Genomic DNA, 15,681 nt, shown 5'->3' with positions numbered 1-15,681 from the left:
GGATGGCTATACATGCAGACCATGGTACACCCGAAAAGGTGCTGGTGATGACAAAGCCCCGGCACTGGGCCGGGGCTTGGGGAGGGTCAGAGCAGAACGAAGTTGTAGGTCAGGTAGACCCGCAGCTGGTCCTGGTCGTTCTGGTTGGCACCGGTGCGCAGGCTGGCGTGACGCAGGGAAACACCCAGGTCCTTGAAGAATCCTTGCTGGACGGTGTAGTCCAGGCGCAGGTTGCGTTCCCATTCCTTGTCATTCTCGCCGACGCGAGTATCAAAGTCACTACCGCGCAGGTATTTGGCGGCGAAGCTCAGGCCGGGTACGTAGTCAGCGAAGTTGTAGCTGTACTCACCGACCCAGGTCTTCTCGCCGGCACGCTCGAACTTGTTGATCTGCGAGTCGGTGATCAGGTAGGCAGTGGAGCCGCCGCCGTTATCCAGGAAGGCAAAGTCGCTGTCGCCGCTCATCTTCTGGTAGCCCAGGCCCAGCGCATGATTGCTCAGCTTGTAGGTGAACAGGGCGCTCATGGCGCGGTTGTCCACTTCACCGTTGTTGTAGACTCCGCGAGCGGTGTAGCCCGCTCGGCCGTCGTCATTGGCACCGTGGGAGTTGCTGTCGAAGTAGCGCAGGTCGGTGACCAGTTGGCCGGCACCCAGGTCCAGGGTATGTACCGCACCCAGGAAGTGCTGGTTGTAGTAGTCCTTCAGCTGGGCGAAGTAGTAGCTGGCCACCAGGTTCTCACCCAGCTTGGCATCGCCACCGACGTACTGGAACTTGTTGACTTCCTCGGAGCTGCCACCGATGCGCAGACCTTCATGGGAGGTGGAGGCGCGGCCGCTGGCCTCATCCAGGTGACCAAGGCGCAGGGTCAGGTTGTCGATCTCGTTGGAGGTCAGCATGGCGCCGCTGTAGGTCTGCGGCAGCAGACGACCATCGTTACGCACGGCGATTGGCAGGTTCGGTTCCAGGCCACGACCGGCTTTCAGCTCGGTGTTGGAGATCTTGGCCTTGGCGGCGAAGTCGATCTGGCTGAATTCGTCGACGGCGCTGCCATCATCTTCCAGCGGGAACATGGTGCCGGGCTGGCGGCTGGCGCCGGCCTTGCCGGAGCGGCTGCCGGAATCCAGGCGGATACCCGAACGGGCGAACACGTCCAGGCCCAGGCCGACCGGGCCCTGGGTGTAGCCGGAGTTGAACTTGAGCATGAAGCCCTGACCCCACTCACGATCGCTCGGCGCACCGGTGGCGTTCTTGTAGTCGCCATCGAAATACAGGTTGCGCAGGGTCAGGTTGGCCTTGGCGTCTTCGACAAAACCGCCGCTCTGGGCTACGGCCAGGGCTGGCAGACTCAGCAGGCCAGCGGCAACGGCGCTGGCGATCAGTGTTCTTTTCATCATGCTACTCCTCGGGTGCTTTATGCAGGGTGCCCACGGGGCGGCCGGTTATTCCGACCGCTGTAACATAAATGAAATAGCTGGAAAATCAACAACTGATTGCCGGACATAGACTAATGTCTGGGTGTGGCGGCGGGCGCATTCGTGCCCAAGGCCCCGTTGCTCCTGTGATTGCAGGCTGCCGGTGGGGCGGCAATCCGTCGCTGCCCGCCGCTGTCGCTCCGGAGCTTACCGGGCGGCGTCGTAGAGCGGTTGCACCTTGGGAATGTTGCTCTGCAGGTTCTGGATGCGCCCCGATGAGGACGGGTGGGTGCTCATGAAGGCTGGGGGCTCGCCCTGGGCGGCGCTGGCCATCTTCTGCCACAGGGTCACCGCCGCCTCCGGCTTGTAGCCGGCGCGGGCCGCCAGTTCCAGACCGATCAGGTCGGCTTCGGTCTCGTTGGAGCGGCTGTTGGGCAGGGTCAGGCCGTACTGCACCGCCATGTCCGCCGCCTGGCGGGCGCCGTCCCCGAGGCCCAGCAGCGAGCCGATCACCTGGGTGCCCATCTGCGTGGTATAGGCACGCGAGATGGCCTCGCGACCGTGTTCGCGCAGGGCGTGGGCGATCTCGTGGCCCATGATCTGAGCAATCTCGTCATCGGTCAGCTGCAGTTTGCTGACGATACCGGTATAGAAGATGATCTTGCCGCCGGGCATGCAGCTGGCGTTGAGTTCATCGCTCTTGATCAGGTTGACCTCCCAGGCCCAGTTGGTGGCATCGGGGCGGAAGTGATCGACTTCCTTGACCAGGCGGTCGGCGATGGTGCGCAGGCGCTTGAGCATGGCCGCATCGGTATTCAAGAGGTTCTTGCTCTTGGCGGCGTCGAGCATTTCCTTGTAGGACTCGGCGGCCATCTGGTCGACCTCGGCGCTGGACAGCGCGCTGAACATGTACTGGCTGCGGTCGACACCGACGGCGCCACCCTGGGTGGTCTGAACGCTTTCACAGCTGGCCAGCAGCAGGAATGGCAGGCAGCAAAGTAGACGGCGGGTACGCATGACGGATTTCCTTCCGTGATTTCGGGTTGACGATAACGGCTTCGATTTTGCGAACAATAGCAGATCGGATTGAAGGTTTGACTGCGCCTGCCGATAAAGCGTTCATCAGACCCCTGGCCGAGGCTCTCATGAAATTCAAATCCATCCAGTTGTCCATTGCCGCGCTGGCAGGCGCCTGTCTATTCGTTGCGGTTGGCGTCATGACCCTGTATGCGCTGTTCGCCTTCGAGCGCAACCAGAGCGTGGTGCTCGAGCGCAGTGAGCAGATGCTGGAGCAGCGTGTGCGCAGCCAGGTCGAAGCCATTGCTGCAGCCGAGACCCTGCGCATCCAGAGACAGCTGGAGCAGCCGCTGCTGGTCATCGAGCAGTTGGCACTGCTTAACCTGCAGTTGGGCGAGGAGCAGGAGGATGGACTGCCAGCCCTGGCCATGAGTCGCGAGGAAATGCAGCGCTATGTCCGCCGCATACTGGAGGAGCAGCCTTCGCTGCTGGCCACCTATGTCACCTGGGAACCAGGTGTATTCGATGACCTGGACGACTTCTACCGGGGCAGGGGTGAGCCGGGGCATGACGAGAATGGCCGTTTCATGCCGTTCTGGTTTCGTGAGGCGGATGGCTCGGTGAAGCTGGATATCCTGGTCGAGTTGACCGATGAAAGCATGCTGGAGACCGGGGTGCGGGCTGGTGAGTATTATTTCTGTCCGCGCGATGAACAGCGTGCCTGCGTGATCGATCCTGCGCCCTATGAGCTGGGTGGTACCAGTGTCATGCTGTCGTCCTTCACCGTGCCGATCATGCTCGATGGGCAGTTCGCGGGTATCGCCGGCGCTGATCTGTCGCTGGCGTTTCTGCAATCGATGCTGGAGCAGAGTGATCGCCGGCTCTATGACGGCCAGGGTACTCAGGCGCTGGTCAGTACCAATGGCCGTCTGGTGGCCTGGACCGGCACCGGCGCGGCGCCGGGCGATCCGGCAACGCAGGCGCTGAGCAGCGCACAATTGAGTGGTCTGCAGCGTCTGGGCGATCAGCCGCTCTATCAGCTGGATACCGAGGCTGATCGCGTGGATCTGTGGATGCCCGTTCCGATCGGTGACACCGGTACCAACTGGGCGTTGCTGATCAGCCTGCCGCTGCAGGTGGTGATGGCCGACCTGCAGGCGCTGGATGCCGAATTGACCCAGCGCCAGTCCGGCGAGGCGATGACCCTGGCGGTGATCGGCGTGATCACCGCCCTGGCTGGCCTGGGTGTGATGCTGGCGGTGGGTTACGGCCTGGCCCGACCGGCACGGCAACTGGTCGCCATGCTCAATGACGTGGCCCGCGGCGAGGGTGACCTGACCCGGCGCCTGGATGGGCGGCGCAGCGACGAGTTCGGCGATATCGCCCGTGGCTTCAATGCCTTCCTCGACAAGCTGCAGGGCATGATCCGCGAGGTGGTCGGCTCGGTGCAGCAGGTCACCGACGCCGCCGAGCATACTGCCGACATCGCCATGCGCACCAACGATGGCGTGCAACGCCAGCTCAGCGAGATCGAACTGGTGGCCACCGCGGTGACGGAAATGACCGCCACCGCCCAGGACGTGGCGCGCAACGCCAGCCTGGCCGCCGAGGCGGCGGGCAATGCCAATGGGTCGGCCAGCCATGGCCGCGAGGTGGTGCAGCAGACTGCTACCACCATCCAGGAACTGGCCGCGGATATCGAGCGTGCCGCCGAAACCGTGCAGAACCTGGCGCGCGACAGCGAGAACATCACCTCGATCCTCGATACCATCCGTGGCATCGCCGAGCAGACCAACCTGCTGGCGCTGAACGCGGCGATCGAAGCGGCGCGGGCCGGCGAGCAGGGCCGCGGCTTTGCGGTGGTGGCCGACGAGGTGCGCACCCTGGCGCTGAAGACGCAGAACTCCACCGAGGAAATCCAGAAGATGATCGAGCAGTTGCAGGCTGGCACCCGGCAGACGGTCAAGGTCATGGAGCAGAGCCGCAGTCGTACCGGGGAAAGCGTACTGCAGGCCGAGGAGGCCGATGCGGCGCTGACCTCGATCACCCAGGCGGTATCGGTGATCAACGACATGAACATCCAGATCGCCAGCGCTGCGGAACAGCAGAGCGCGGTGGCCGAGGACATCAACCGCAACGTCAGCACCATCGGCGAGGTTGCCAACGCGGTGGCCGAAGGCGCCGGTGAGGCTTCCACCGCCAGCTCCAGCCTGACCAAGCTGGCCGAGCACCAGCGCCGGCTGATCAATCAGTTCAAGGTGTAACTTTGTCGGGTTGGCGAGCGCCTGCTCGCCGACGCCACACCCCGGTGTCGTTGCAGCCCGGTCAATCCTGCCGTACGGCCAACCCGGTCGGGTTGCAGCACTGCGGCCCCTGGGACGCCGGATTGCTGACCGCCGGGTTGACCGGGTACATCAGCTGGACCTCGGAGGTGGCGTTGAGCAGCAGCGGTTGCAGTGCCCCGGGTGCGGTGGCGGTGGCCAGCCAGACGGCCTGTTCGGCGCGGTTCAGGGTGACCGGCATGCGCTCGCCCAGCTGCGCTGGCAGGCCCTTGGCCGGCGCGGTGATCAGCGCGCAGCTGTCCCACTGGCTGCCATCGTCCAGGGTGTAGCGCTCCCACAGGCCGGCCAGTGCCAGGCCGCCCTGTTCGCGGCGCAGATACCACGGCTGCTTGCGCTGGCCCTGCTGCTTCCACATATAGAAACCATCCACCGGGATCAGGCAGCGGCGCTGCACCAGCGGCTCGCGGAACATCGGCTTGTCGTGCAGGAACTCGGCCTGTGCGCTGAACGGTGCCCGGCTCAGGTCACGCAGCCAGCCGGGGGTCAGGTTCCACAATACCTCCACGCACTCAAGCTGGTTGTCGACCTTGCGCAGTATCAGCAGGCGCTGGCCGGGGGCCAGGTTCCAGCTCGGTTGCCAGTTGGCCGGCACGTTGGCCAACGGCGCGCTGAACTGTACCAGCCGGCCACTCACAGGGCGTCCTCTTCCCGGCGCAGATCCAGCTGATAGCCTTGCTGGTCGGCATCCACCCACAGGTTCACATGGATCGGCTGGCAGCACACCTGGCAGTCTTCTATATAGCTTTGCGAGCCGCCACTGAGGTCGACCAGCAGGCTGATTGGTTCACCGCAGTGCGGACAGTAATCGGCGTGTTCGTCCAGTAGCGGCATCGCTGGGCTCCGGGGCAGGGCGGGGTGTGGGAGGCGTAGTTTAGCCCATGTCGCGGTGCACCGGGTGCAGCTCGAACGGACGAAAGCGCAACAGGGGAATTGTGAGTCCCTGCTGCGCGCCGCATAATGCGCGCTTTACACCCAAGGTAATGAGGAATACATGGGCGAGTTCGATGCCATCCGGCCCTATGGAGATGATGAGGTGCCTGCGGTCATGCAGCGGCTGCTGCAGGACCGGGAGCTATTGCAGACACTGGCCGGTTACCGCTTTCCCCGCCTGAGCCGCTGGTTGCCGGGCGTGACATCGAAGCTGGTCGGCTCGGCGCTGCGCCGGGAGGCGCAGGGAGTGCATAGCGTCAGCGATCTGCAGCAGCGCCTGGAGCCCTGGCTGGACAAGGTGATCGAGCGCAGCACGCTGACCGTCACCTACAGCGGGCTGGACAACCTCAGCAAGACCCAGCCGCACCTGTTTCTCGCCAACCACCGGGACATCGCCATGGACCCGGCCTTCGTCAACTACGCGCTGTACCACGGCGGGCATCCCACGCCGCGCATCGCCATTGGCGACAACCTGCTGCAGCGCTCCTTCGTCAGCGACCTGATGCGGCTGAACAAGTGCTTCATCGTGCACCGCTCGGTCAGCGGGCGGCGGGAGAAGCTGGCGGTCTACCAGACGCTGTCGGCCTACATCAACCACTCGGTCCTCGGTGGCCATTCGGTGTGGATCGCGCAGAGCGAAGGCCGCGCCAAGGACGGCTGCGACCGTACCGATACGGCGATCATCAAGATGCTGTGCATGAGCCGCAAGGACCAGCCATTCGCCGAGGTGGTGCGCTCGCTGAACATAGTGCCGGTATCCATTGCCTACGAGTGGGACCCGTGTGACCAGATGAAGGCGCGGGAACTGGAGCAGCGCGAACGTACCGGCAGCTACCAGAAGCAGCCGGGCGAGGATGATACCTCCATCGCCAAGGGCCTGACCGGCTACAAGGGGCGGGTCCACATCGCCTTCGGCAGCCCGTTGACCGGTGACTATGCCGATGCCAAGGCAGTGGCGGCGGAGGCCGACCGGCAGATCCTCGGGCTGTATCGCCTGTATCCGAGCAACTATCTGGCGATGGAACAACTGGAGCCGGTGCCCGGCGTGGACATCAGCGGCTGGCGTGAGCAGTTCGAGGCGGCGGTGCTGGCCGAGGAGCAGGCTCGCTTCAGCCAGCGCCTGGCGGCCTGCCCGGCGGACCAGCGCCAGTGGTGGCTGCGCCAGTACGCCAATCCGGTGATCAGCCGGCAGCGGGTATCAGACCAGGCGGGAGACCAGGCTCAGGCCTAGCGCCAGGGCCAGGCAGACACCGCCGACCAGCAGGAACAGCCGGTTGCTGCGCTGGGTGGCCTCGGGCAGGCTGGTTGCCAGTACCGCGCCAGGGCTGCTCAGCAGGCGCAGGGCGCGGGCGGTGCGCAGTTGGGTGGCAAGGATCAGCCAGCTGCCACTGAGTGCATAGAACAGCGCCAGGCCGTTGAGCACCAGGGCGCTGTTGTTCAGATAGTAGATCCACGCAGCCTGAAATATGGGCATGCAATTGCCTCCGGTAAAGTCGGTGTCCGTGTCCCGCAGGCGTTGTTATTATTCTGGTGGGTACGGCGAAAGCAGGTATGGTAGCGATGCATGGCGTGCCATGCCGCTGGAAACTGGCGCGGATTCTATAGCAAATACCGGCTATGCTCGACCGGCTGGCGGATAAAACCGATAAAAGGCCATGCGCAACATTTTCCACTGTTTGCAGTCCAACGCTGAGACAGATGGCAAAAGCGCATGATTGATGACCTGACGCGGGTCTCACACTGCAAACGGGATGGTGACACATGAACATACGAATTCTCATGAGCTGCCTGTTCGGCGCATTGCTGGTGCTCAGTGGCTGTGCCTCGAACCTGACCGGCGATACCTACAGCCGCTCCGAGGCGCGGGCGCCGCAGACCGTGCGCATGGGGACCGTGGAGTCGGTGCGGCTGGTGCAGATCGAGGGTACCAAGACCAATATCGGTACCGGCGCCGGTGCGGTGATCGGCGGGGTAGCCGGCAGCTCGGTCGGTGGCGGACGCGGCAGCATCATCACCGGTGTGCTGGGCGCGGTAGCAGGCGGTATGGCTGGTGCGGCCGCCGAAGAAGGCATCACCCGCAACCAGGGTATCGAGATCACGGTGCGCGAGGATGGCGGTACTACCCGGGCCTATGTGCAGGAAGTCGATCCGAACGTGTCCTTCGCCGCCGGTGAGCGGGTACGCATTCTTACGGTCAATGGCGTTTCCCGGGTAAGCAAGTAGTCATTCCTGATGCAACCGGGTGATCCGCAGCGGTCGCCCGGTCCGCCGCTGTCGTCGAGCAGGCGCTCGACAACTCTCGTCTCCATGCCGTTATGGAAACGGCAATCCTTCCCATGGTCTATGGTTGTTTCAGGCGGCATGCCCGCGGGCTGAGGTGCCGCCGATGAAACTTCCATGGAGTACCCGGGATGATCCTGGCGCTGATCGTTCTACTGCCGATGCTGGGCGCGGTCCTGCCGCTGCTGGCGGACGGTCGTGGCCGCTCGCTGTGTGCGCTGTCGACCATGCTGGCACCGCTGGCGGGACTGGTGTTGCTGTGGACGCAAGCCAGCGCGGTATTTGCCGGGGAGGTGCTGGTGCACAGCTGGCCGTGGATCGAACGGCTGGGCCTGCATCTCAGCTTTCGCCTGGATGGCCTGGGGTTTCTGTTCGCCCTGCTGATCCTCGGCATCGGCATCCTGATCATCCTCTACGCACGCTACTACCTGTCCCGGCAGGACCCGATGGGGCGCTTCTTCAGCCTGCTGCTGGTATTCATGGCCGCCATGCTCGGCGTGGTGCTGACGGAAAACCTGCTGCTGATGATGTTCTTCTGGGAGCTGACCAGCCTGTCCTCGTTCCTGCTGATCGGCTACTGGTCGCATTCGGCCGATGCGCGCAAGGGCGCGCGCATGTCGCTGGTGGTGACCGGCGGTGGCGGCCTGGCATTGCTCGCCGGGATATTGCTGCTGGGGCAGGTGGTCGGCAGCTATCAGCTCAGCGACGTGCTGGCGGCGGGGGAGGTGATCCGTGCCCACGCGCTGTATCCGCTGGTCCTGGTGCTGGTGCTGCTGGGTGTGTTCACCAAGTCGGCGCAGTTCCCGTTTCACTTCTGGCTGCCGCATGCCATGGCGGCACCCACGCCGGTCTCGGCCTACCTGCATTCGGCGACCATGGTCAAGGCCGGGGTGTTCCTGCTGGCGCGCCTGTACCCGGCGCTGTCGGATACCGAGCTGTGGTTCCTGCTGGTCAGCATCACCGGCATGCTCACCCTGCTGCTGGGCGCCTGCACCGCGCTGTTCCAGCATGACTTCAAGGGCCTGCTGGCCTATTCGACCATCAGCCACCTGGGGCTGATCACCCTGCTGCTGGGCCTGGATACCCGGCTGGCGGCGGTCGCCGCGGTGTTCCACATCATCAATCATGCGATCTTCAAGGCCTCGCTGTTCATGGCCGCCGGCATCATCGACCACGAGACCGGCACCCGCGACATGCGCCGTATCAACGGGCTGTGGCGCTACATGCCGCATACCGCGACGCTGGCCATGGTCGCGGCGGCATCGATGGCCGGGGTACCGCTGCTCAACGGCTTCCTGAGCAAGGAGATGTTCTTCACCGAGACCCTGCAGCAGCACCAGTTCGGCAACTACAGCTGGGTAGTGCCGCTGGTGGCGGTGGTCGCCGGGGTATTTTCGGTGGCCTATTCACTGCGCTTCATCCATGACGTGTTCTTCAATGGCAAGCCGGTGAACCTGCCGAAATTCCCGCCGCACGAACCGACTCGCTACATGAAGGTGCCGGTGGAGATCCTGGTTGCGCTGTGCCTGTTGCTGGGGCTGCTGCCCGGGGTGACCGTGGGTGGCCTGCTGGCGGTGGCGGCGGGCGCGACCCTCGGGGGTGAGCTGCCGTCCTACAGCCTGGCGCTCTGGCACGGCTTCAACCTGCCGCTGCTGATGAGTATGGTGGTGTTGCTGCTGGGCTGTCTGATCTACTTTCTCCGCCGCCGGCTACTGGGCTGGTACGTGCATCTGCCGCACCTGAATGCCAAGGATATCTTCGAACAGCAGACCCAGCGCCTGGTCAACCTGGCGGCGCTGTTCACCCTGCGTTTCGAGGGTATGTCGCTGCAGCGGTACATGAGCTGGATGCTGCTGACGGCGTTGCTGGTCAGCGGTTACTGGCTGCTGCAGTTGCCGTCGCTGCGTGGCGCGGTGCCGATGTCCGCGGTGGATGGTGCCACCCTGGCCTGCGCGCTGATGCTGATGGCAGCCGCCGTGGCTACCGCCTGTTGGCATCGGCGCCGGTTGCTGGCGCTGGTCATGCTCAGTGTGGTGGGGCTGTTCGTGGCGCTGGCATTCGCCCGCTTTTCGGCGCCGGACCTGGCGCTGACCCAGCTGTCGGTGGAGTCGGTGACCATCATCTTGATGATGCTGGCGCTGTTCTTCCTGCCGGACCACACGCCGGTGGAGTCCTCGGCGCTGCGGCGTGGTCGTGACCTGGTGATCGCCGGGCTGGCCGGGGTGCTGGTCAGTGTGCTGTGCCTGGCGGTGCTGACCCGACCCTATGACAGCATTGCCGGCTACTTCCTCGCCAACAGCCTGTCCGGTGGCGGGGGTAGCAATGTGGTGAACGTGATTCTGGTCGATTTTCGCGGCTTCGACACCATGGGCGAGATCACCGTGCTGGCGATTGCCGCCGCGGCGATCTTCGCCCTGCTCGATGGTCTGCGTCTGCGGCGGCCAACGGGTGACACTCTGGGACGCCCCTGGGCAGAGGACCGCCGGCCCTTCCTGCTGGTCAAGCTGTCACGGCTGATCCTGCCGCTGGCGCTGATGGTGTCGGTGTTCATCTTCCTGCGCGGGCACAACCTGCCCGGCGGTGGCTTCATCGCCGGGCTGATCACCGCGGTGGCGCTGATCCTGCAATACGTGGCCAGCGGCAATGCCTGGACCGACCAGCGCTGGTCATTGAACTACCAGTGGCTGGCCGCTGGCGGGGTGATCATCGCCGGCCTGACCGGCTTGGGTGCCTGGGCGTTCGGCTATCCATTCCTGACCAGCGCCTTCGGTCATATCGGCATTGCGCTGGTGGGCGAGGTCGAACTGGCCACGGCGATGCTGTTCGATCTGGGCGTGTATCTCACGGTGGTCGGTGCCATGCTGCTGATCCTGTCCAACCTGGGCCGTCTGTCTCCTCGTACCAGGGAGGTCAACTGATGGAGCTGCTGTATGCCCTGACCCTGGGGGTGCTGACCATGTCCGGTGTGTACCTGCTGCTGCGTGCGCGAACCTTCCCGGTGGTGGTCGGGCTGACCCTGATCAGCTATGCGGTCAACCTGTTCCTGTTCGCCATGGGGCGGCTGCACACCGGCATGCCGCCAGTCATCGGCCAGGTCGCCGAGCACACCGACCCGTTGCCCCAGGCGCTGGTACTCACCGCCATCGTCATCGGTTTCGGTATGACGGCCTTCTCCCTGGTGCTGGCGTTGCGCGCCCGGGGTGAGCTGGACAACGATCATGTGGACGGCAAGGGAGGCCAATGATGGATCATCTGGCGGTGCTGCCGATCATCCTGCCGATGTTCTGCGGGGCGCTGTTGCTGTTAATGGGGCCGCGGCGCCTGCAACTCAGGCGCAGACTCGGCCTGCTGGCGACACTGCTGCAGCTGCCGCTGGCGATGCTGCTGATGGGGCAGGCCAGCGCCGGAGTGCAGGTATACGCCGCCGGCAACTGGCTGCCACCTTTCGGCATCATCCTGGTGGTGGACCACCTGGCGGCGCTGATGTTGCTGGTCAGTGCCGTGCTGGCCGCGGCGGCGATGCTCTATGCCGTGCGTGGCAGCGATGCGTTGGGCGCGCATTTTCATGCCCTGTTCCAGTTCCAGCTGATGGGTATCAATGGTGCCTTCCTCACCGGCGACCTGTTCAACCTGTTCGTGTTCTTCGAGATCCTGCTGATCGCCTCCTATGCACTGCTGCTGCACGGTGCCGGCTCGGCGCGGGTGCGTTCGGGGCTGCACTATGTGCTGCTCAACCTGTTCGGCTCGGCGCTGTTCCTGATCGCGGTCGGTACCCTGTACGGGGTGACCGGGACGCTGAACATGGCCGACCTGTCCCAGCGCGTAGCCCAGCTGCCGCCAGCCGATGTGCCGCTGGTCGGTACGGCCGCCATGCTGTTGCTGGTGGTGTTCGGCCTCAAGGCGGCGGTGTTCCCGTTGTACTTCTGGCTGCCCAGGGCCTATGCCGCGGCCACCCCACCGGTGGCGGCGCTGTTCGCCATCATGACCAAGGTCGGTATCTATTCGATCCTGCGGGTCTATTTGCAGGTGTTCGGTGAGACTGCCGCCGGGCCGCTGGCGCAACTGGCCAACACCTGGCTGTGGCCGGCGGGCCTGTTGACCATGCTGCTGGGCAGCCTCGGCGCACTGGCCGCCAGTACCTTGAATGGCCTGGTCGCCTATCTGCTGCTGGTCTCGGTCGGCACCCTGCTGGCCGGCGTGGCGCTGCACAGTCAGGCGGCGCTGGTTGGCAGCCTGTACTACCTGGTGCACTCCACCTGGATCTGCGGCGCGCTGTTCCTGCTGGCCGGGGTGCTGTCGGACTGCCGGGGGCGGCGCTTCGTCGGGCGGCTGGTGCCGGGCCCGGCATTGCCCAGGCCGATGCTGCTCAGCGGGCTGTTTTTTCTCGCGGCGATCTCAGTCATCGGCCTGCCGCCGTTATCCGGCTTCGTCGGCAAGCTGCTGTTGCTGCGCGCGGCCGGCACCGGGGTGGCCGCCGCCTGGTTCTATGGGTTGCTGCTGGGCAGCGGCCTGCTGGCCATTGTCACATTGAGCCGCGCCGGCAGCACGCTGTTCTGGCGTATCGACGCGGCAGCGGCGCCGGGCCAGGCATTGGACCGGGTGTGCCTGCTGGCGGCCAGCTCGCTGCTGCTGTGTTCGCTGCTGCTGGTGGTGTTTGCCGAGCCGCTGCTGGGCTACCTGGATGCCACAGCTACACAGTTGCTGGAGCCGGCAGCCTACACCCGGCAGGTGCTGGAAGGAGGGCGGCCATGACCACGCGCCGGCGCTGGTTGCCGCACCCCTGGCTGAGCCTGGTACTGCTGGGCATCTGGCAACTGCTGGTCAACCAGCTGTCGGTCGGTTCGCTGCTGTTGGGGCTGGTGCTGGCGCTGCTCATTCCGCAACTGACCCGGCGCTTCTGGCCCCGGCCGCCGACGTTGTACCGACCGCTGGTGCTGGCGCGTTTTGCGTTGCGGGTGCTGGGGGATATCGTCGTCGCCAACGTCCAGGTGGCGCGCTTGGTACTCGGGCCAAATGCCCGGCTGCGCCCGGCCTTCGTGGTCTATCCGCTGGAGCTGCGCAACGAGTTCGCCATCAGCGTGCTGGCCAATACCATTTCCCTGACGCCGGGTACGGTATCGGCGGATATCAGTGACGATCACGCCTGCCTGCTGATCCACGGCCTGGATGTGCCGGATGCACAGGAGCTGATCGACACCATCAAGCAGCGCTACGAAAAACCCCTGATGGAGGCATTCGAATGCTCCAGACCGTGATCATCATCTGCCTGGGCATGCTGTCGCTGGCCATGCTGCTGTGCCTGTTGCGCCTGCTCAGGGGGCCGGACATGCCCGACCGGGTGCTGGCGCTGGACACCCTGTATATCAATGCCATCGCGCTGCTGATCCTGTTCGGCCTACTGCTGCGCTCGAACCTGTATTTTGAGGTGGCGCTGCTGATCGCGGTGATGGGCTTCGTCGGCACCGTGGCAGTGGCCAAATACCTGCTGCGCGGCAATATCATCGAATAGGAGCGTACATGCCTGACCTGATCGAGTGGCTGGTGGCGGGGTTGTTGCTGACCGGCAGTCTGTTCGCCCTGATCGGCTCCTTCGGCCTGTTCAAGTTGCCGGATTTCTATATGCGTCTGCACGGGCCAACCAAGGCCACCACGCTGGGTGTCGGTGCGCTGGTACTGGGCTCCATGCTGTATTTCAGCAGCACTGGCGAGCTGGGGCTGCATGAGCTGCTGATCAGCATTTTCCTGTTCATGACCGCACCGACCAGTGCCAGCATGCTGGCCAAGGCGGCGATGCAGTTGCAGGTCAGGAGGGAAGGGCGGACCCGGGGCGAGCCCTGGAAGCACTGACAGAGTTCATGGTGGGAGCTGACATCCGGTGGGAGCTTCTATGGTCCCATGCAACTGCGGCCCCTCTCTACTCCGTCATTGCGAACCGCAACGCGGTGAAGCAATCCACGGGCACGGTGTCGCCGGCACCTGTGGATTGCCGCGCCCTCCACCCTGACAGGTCCATTTTGGACCTGTAGGAAAACCATACAAGCCCCGCCCCGGGGCGATAGCGGGATACCCGGCTTGTCGAGCGGCTCGACTCGACGACACGCCTCAGCAACAATGAAGCAGGCATAGCACCCGATCCCAGACCGGAGTGCTACACCTGTTGGCGGATCACACCATCACTCGGCCAGGGCGACGCTGGTAGCCTGGTACGGAGTGAGGATGATCTCGACCCGGCGGTTCAGCTTGCGGCCGGTATAGGTGCTGTTATCGGCACGTGGCTGGTTGTCGGCCATGGCGCGCAGGTGCATGCGCTGGCGCTCGATGCCACCCAGGCGCAGCACGTTAGCCACGGCCTGGGCCCGTTCCAGGCTCAGCTTCTCGTTCAGTTCGTGACTGCCATCGCTGTCACTGTGGCCGACCACGGTGAGGCGGCTGGCGCCATCGATCTTCAGCGCTTGTGCTACCTTGCTCAGTGGCACCAGGCCGGAGGGCAGCAACAGGGTACGCTTGGGGTGGAAGTTGCCATCGACCGGGATCAGCAGGCGGATCTGCTCGCCTTCACGTTCGACCTCGTAACCTTGCTGGGTAGCCAGTGCGGTGAGGTTGTCGATGCGGGAGTCGGCCCAGGACGGTGCCGGGGGAGCCTGTACTACCTCCTGCTTCGAGGAACAGGCGCTAAGGAGAACCAGCGAAGCCAGCGTCACGGTTTTTATGATATTCATGTTCTATCCAGACAGTGGGTAAACCCGGGCCAATTGGAAAAGTGGTCACAGATTACCACTGCAAAAGCAGAATGTGACCATCAAACACAAGCAATTCATCGGTTTATAGACGATTCTTCAAAGAGGTTCACACTATGGCAGTTAGCAATGGCCGATTTCCGCTCTTGGCGGCCTTGGGAATGGCGCTCAGCCTGAGCGGGTGCGCCTCCTGGTCGCTGTGGCCCAAGGGTGATGAATCGGGGCCGCAGCGCGTCGCGGGAATGCTCGAGCGCGGAGACAGGCACTGGACATTGCGCGCCTGTGGGCAGGAACACGATCGCCTGCTGCAACCGACCCCTGAGCTGCGTCGGCTGTTCGATGACGTCGGCCAGCCGGGGCAGCAGTCGATGTTCGCCGAGCTGGAGGTGGCCGAGGAGGATGGCCGCTGGATAGTGCGCAAGACCCATCGGGTGCAGTCCACTGGCCGGGGTTGCATGGATAGCAGCGCGGCGGCGAGCCAGTGGGTCGGCTTCAGCTTCGATCCGGCCTGGCGGGTGGACATCACCGCCCAGGGCATGCGGCTGACCAGCGAGGATGCGGAAAGCGGTCGGCAGCTGTCGATGATCTCCGAGCAGATGCCCGACGGCGTGCTGGGGTTCCGCGGCGTGCAGGACCAGGGGCTGGAACTGTGGCTGTACCCCTCCGGTTGCATCGACCGCAGCACCGGCGACTATTACCACCTGAGCGCCGTGCTGGTGCGTGATGGGCAGCGGCTCAGGGGCTGTGGTTATCAGGGTGGGGAAATGTAGCCCCATTGCGGCGGAGCTTGGGTTGTCGTATATGGTCTCCTCCCTCATTGCAAGGCTTTCAACATTCAATGACAAGAGCAGGTTGTCTGTCGTATATCCGGCCTCTGTATGCAGTGCTTGACTGCGGGCCCCGATGAGATCTGCAAGTGTATCGTCCTGATCGAGCGCACAGCCTCGGAAGGCTTCGACAACC

16 protein-coding genes are annotated in these 15,681 nt (G+C 64.2%); 10 read left to right on the top strand and 6 right to left on the bottom strand.

What is annotated here, in order from left to right; all coding sequences use genetic code 11:
* Positions 1-86: 86 nt before the first annotated feature.
* Positions 87-1,391, bottom strand: coding sequence for an OprD family porin (locus H6X51_RS14220; protein WP_185268168.1), 1,305 nt, complete (start codon positions 1,389-1,391; stop codon positions 87-89).
* A gap of 228 nt (positions 1,392-1,619) precedes the next feature.
* Entirely contained in the window at positions 1,620-2,429 is an 810-nt protein-coding gene (locus H6X51_RS14215; RefSeq protein WP_185268167.1) for a M48 family metallopeptidase, read from the bottom strand.
* Between the two features lie 128 nt (positions 2,430-2,557).
* Between H6X51_RS14215 and H6X51_RS14210 the strand changes: the two genes are divergently transcribed.
* Entirely contained in the window at positions 2,558-4,693 is a 2,136-nt protein-coding gene (locus H6X51_RS14210) for a methyl-accepting chemotaxis protein (RefSeq protein WP_185268166.1), read from the top strand.
* Positions 4,694-4,754: 61 nt separating this feature from the next.
* Here the strand turns inward: H6X51_RS14210 and H6X51_RS14205 are convergent, their stop codons facing one another.
* Both H6X51_RS14205 and H6X51_RS14200 read right to left on the bottom strand, forming a co-directional pair.
* Positions 4,755-5,405 (bottom strand): SOS response-associated peptidase, encoded by a 651-nt coding sequence (locus tag H6X51_RS14205; protein WP_185268165.1) that lies wholly within the window; start codon positions 5,403-5,405, stop codon positions 4,755-4,757.
* Positions 5,402-5,602: a CPXCG motif-containing cysteine-rich protein gene (locus H6X51_RS14200; protein WP_185268164.1), complete on the bottom strand. Its 201-nt coding sequence runs from the start codon at positions 5,600-5,602 to the stop codon at positions 5,402-5,404. The genes H6X51_RS14205 and H6X51_RS14200 overlap by 4 nt, the downstream gene beginning before the upstream one ends.
* Positions 5,603-5,762: 160 nt before the next feature.
* Between H6X51_RS14200 and H6X51_RS14195 the strand changes: the two genes are divergently transcribed.
* Positions 5,763-6,932 carry a 1-acyl-sn-glycerol-3-phosphate acyltransferase gene (locus H6X51_RS14195; RefSeq protein ID WP_185268163.1) on the top strand — a complete coding sequence of 390 codons (1,170 nt, stop codon included), beginning with the start codon at positions 5,763-5,765 and terminating at the stop codon, positions 6,930-6,932.
* On the opposite strand, the gene H6X51_RS14190 is transcribed toward H6X51_RS14195, so the two are convergent.
* Positions 6,900-7,175 carry a hypothetical protein gene (locus tag H6X51_RS14190; protein WP_185268162.1) on the bottom strand — a complete coding sequence of 92 codons (276 nt, stop codon included), beginning with the start codon at positions 7,173-7,175 and terminating at the stop codon, positions 6,900-6,902. The genes H6X51_RS14195 and H6X51_RS14190 overlap by 33 nt on opposite strands.
* Before the next feature lie 287 nt (positions 7,176-7,462).
* On the opposite strand from H6X51_RS14190, the gene H6X51_RS14185 reads away from it, so the two are divergent.
* The 7 genes from H6X51_RS14185 to H6X51_RS14155 all read left to right on the top strand — a co-directional run bounded on the left by H6X51_RS14185 (position 7,463) and on the right by H6X51_RS14155 (position 13,828).
* Positions 7,463-7,924 carry an outer membrane lipoprotein gene (locus H6X51_RS14185; protein WP_185268161.1) on the top strand — a complete coding sequence of 154 codons (462 nt, stop codon included), beginning with the start codon at positions 7,463-7,465 and terminating at the stop codon, positions 7,922-7,924.
* Between the two features lie 188 nt (positions 7,925-8,112).
* Positions 8,113-10,899, top strand: a complete 2,787-nt coding sequence (locus tag H6X51_RS14180; protein ID WP_185268160.1) for a monovalent cation/H+ antiporter subunit A — start codon at positions 8,113-8,115, stop codon at positions 10,897-10,899.
* On the top strand, positions 10,899-11,225 hold the full coding sequence (locus H6X51_RS14175) for a Na+/H+ antiporter subunit C (RefSeq protein ID WP_185268159.1): 327 nt from the start codon (positions 10,899-10,901) through the stop codon (positions 11,223-11,225). Before H6X51_RS14180 ends, H6X51_RS14175 begins: the two co-directional genes overlap by 1 nt.
* Positions 11,225-12,733 carry a monovalent cation/H+ antiporter subunit D gene (locus tag H6X51_RS14170; protein ID WP_185268224.1) on the top strand — a complete coding sequence of 503 codons (1,509 nt, stop codon included), beginning with the start codon at positions 11,225-11,227 and terminating at the stop codon, positions 12,731-12,733. The genes H6X51_RS14175 and H6X51_RS14170 overlap by 1 nt, the downstream gene beginning before the upstream one ends.
* Positions 12,730-13,236: a Na+/H+ antiporter subunit E gene (locus tag H6X51_RS14165; RefSeq protein WP_185268158.1), complete on the top strand. Its 507-nt coding sequence runs from the start codon at positions 12,730-12,732 to the stop codon at positions 13,234-13,236. The genes H6X51_RS14170 and H6X51_RS14165 overlap by 4 nt, the downstream gene beginning before the upstream one ends.
* A complete protein-coding gene (locus H6X51_RS14160) occupies positions 13,221-13,490 on the top strand; it encodes a K+/H+ antiporter subunit F (protein ID WP_185268157.1) in 270 nt (89 codons plus the stop codon). The genes H6X51_RS14165 and H6X51_RS14160 overlap by 16 nt, the downstream gene beginning before the upstream one ends.
* 8 nt (positions 13,491-13,498) lie before the next feature.
* Positions 13,499-13,828: a Na+/H+ antiporter subunit G gene (locus H6X51_RS14155; RefSeq protein WP_185268156.1), complete on the top strand. Its 330-nt coding sequence runs from the start codon at positions 13,499-13,501 to the stop codon at positions 13,826-13,828.
* A gap of 326 nt (positions 13,829-14,154) precedes the next feature.
* Here H6X51_RS14155 and H6X51_RS14150 read toward each other — a convergent pair whose 3' ends face one another.
* The gene (locus H6X51_RS14150) at positions 14,155-14,700 is read right to left on the bottom strand and encodes an OmpA family protein (RefSeq protein ID WP_185268155.1); all 546 of its coding nucleotides are present in this window, start codon (positions 14,698-14,700) and stop codon (positions 14,155-14,157) included.
* Between the two features lie 179 nt (positions 14,701-14,879).
* On the opposite strand from H6X51_RS14150, the gene H6X51_RS14145 reads away from it, so the two are divergent.
* The gene (locus tag H6X51_RS14145; RefSeq protein WP_185268154.1) at positions 14,880-15,488 is read left to right on the top strand and encodes a hypothetical protein; all 609 of its coding nucleotides are present in this window, start codon (positions 14,880-14,882) and stop codon (positions 15,486-15,488) included.
* Positions 15,489-15,681 lie beyond the last annotated feature (193 nt).

Source organism: Halopseudomonas xiamenensis (genome assembly GCF_014219065.1).
GTDB classification, from domain to species: Bacteria; Pseudomonadota; Gammaproteobacteria; order Pseudomonadales; family Pseudomonadaceae; genus Halopseudomonas; species Halopseudomonas xiamenensis.
Note: the sequence above shows the minus strand (reverse complement) of the source record. Positions and strands in the feature narration are given on the sequence as shown.

Excerpts from the sequence above, each read along its gene's own strand:
- H6X51_RS14220 (WP_185268168.1), bottom strand. The coding sequence starts at position 1,391 with ATGAAAAGAACACTGATCGCCAGCGCCGTTGCCGCTGGCCTGCTGAGT.
- H6X51_RS14215 (WP_185268167.1), bottom strand. The coding sequence starts at position 2,429 with ATGCGTACCCGCCGTCTACTTTGCTGCCTGCCATTCCTGCTGCTGGCC.
- H6X51_RS14210 (WP_185268166.1), top strand. The coding sequence starts at position 2,558 with ATGAAATTCAAATCCATCCAGTTGTCCATTGCCGCGCTGGCAGGCGCC.
- H6X51_RS14200 (WP_185268164.1), bottom strand. The coding sequence starts at position 5,602 with ATGCCGCTACTGGACGAACACGCCGATTACTGTCCGCACTGCGGTGAA.
- H6X51_RS14195 (WP_185268163.1), top strand. The coding sequence starts at position 5,763 with ATGGGCGAGTTCGATGCCATCCGGCCCTATGGAGATGATGAGGTGCCT.
- H6X51_RS14190 (WP_185268162.1), bottom strand. The coding sequence starts at position 7,175 with ATGCCCATATTTCAGGCTGCGTGGATCTACTATCTGAACAACAGCGCC.
- H6X51_RS14185 (WP_185268161.1), top strand. The coding sequence starts at position 7,463 with ATGAACATACGAATTCTCATGAGCTGCCTGTTCGGCGCATTGCTGGTG.
- H6X51_RS14180 (WP_185268160.1), top strand. The coding sequence starts at position 8,113 with ATGATCCTGGCGCTGATCGTTCTACTGCCGATGCTGGGCGCGGTCCTG.
- H6X51_RS14175 (WP_185268159.1), top strand. The coding sequence starts at position 10,899 with ATGGAGCTGCTGTATGCCCTGACCCTGGGGGTGCTGACCATGTCCGGT.
- H6X51_RS14170 (WP_185268224.1), top strand. The coding sequence starts at position 11,225 with ATGGATCATCTGGCGGTGCTGCCGATCATCCTGCCGATGTTCTGCGGG.
- H6X51_RS14165 (WP_185268158.1), top strand. The coding sequence starts at position 12,730 with ATGACCACGCGCCGGCGCTGGTTGCCGCACCCCTGGCTGAGCCTGGTA.
- H6X51_RS14160 (WP_185268157.1), top strand. The coding sequence starts at position 13,221 with ATGCTCCAGACCGTGATCATCATCTGCCTGGGCATGCTGTCGCTGGCC.
- H6X51_RS14155 (WP_185268156.1), top strand. The coding sequence starts at position 13,499 with ATGCCTGACCTGATCGAGTGGCTGGTGGCGGGGTTGTTGCTGACCGGC.
- H6X51_RS14150 (WP_185268155.1), bottom strand. The coding sequence starts at position 14,700 with ATGAATATCATAAAAACCGTGACGCTGGCTTCGCTGGTTCTCCTTAGC.
- H6X51_RS14145 (WP_185268154.1), top strand. The coding sequence starts at position 14,880 with ATGGCGCTCAGCCTGAGCGGGTGCGCCTCCTGGTCGCTGTGGCCCAAG.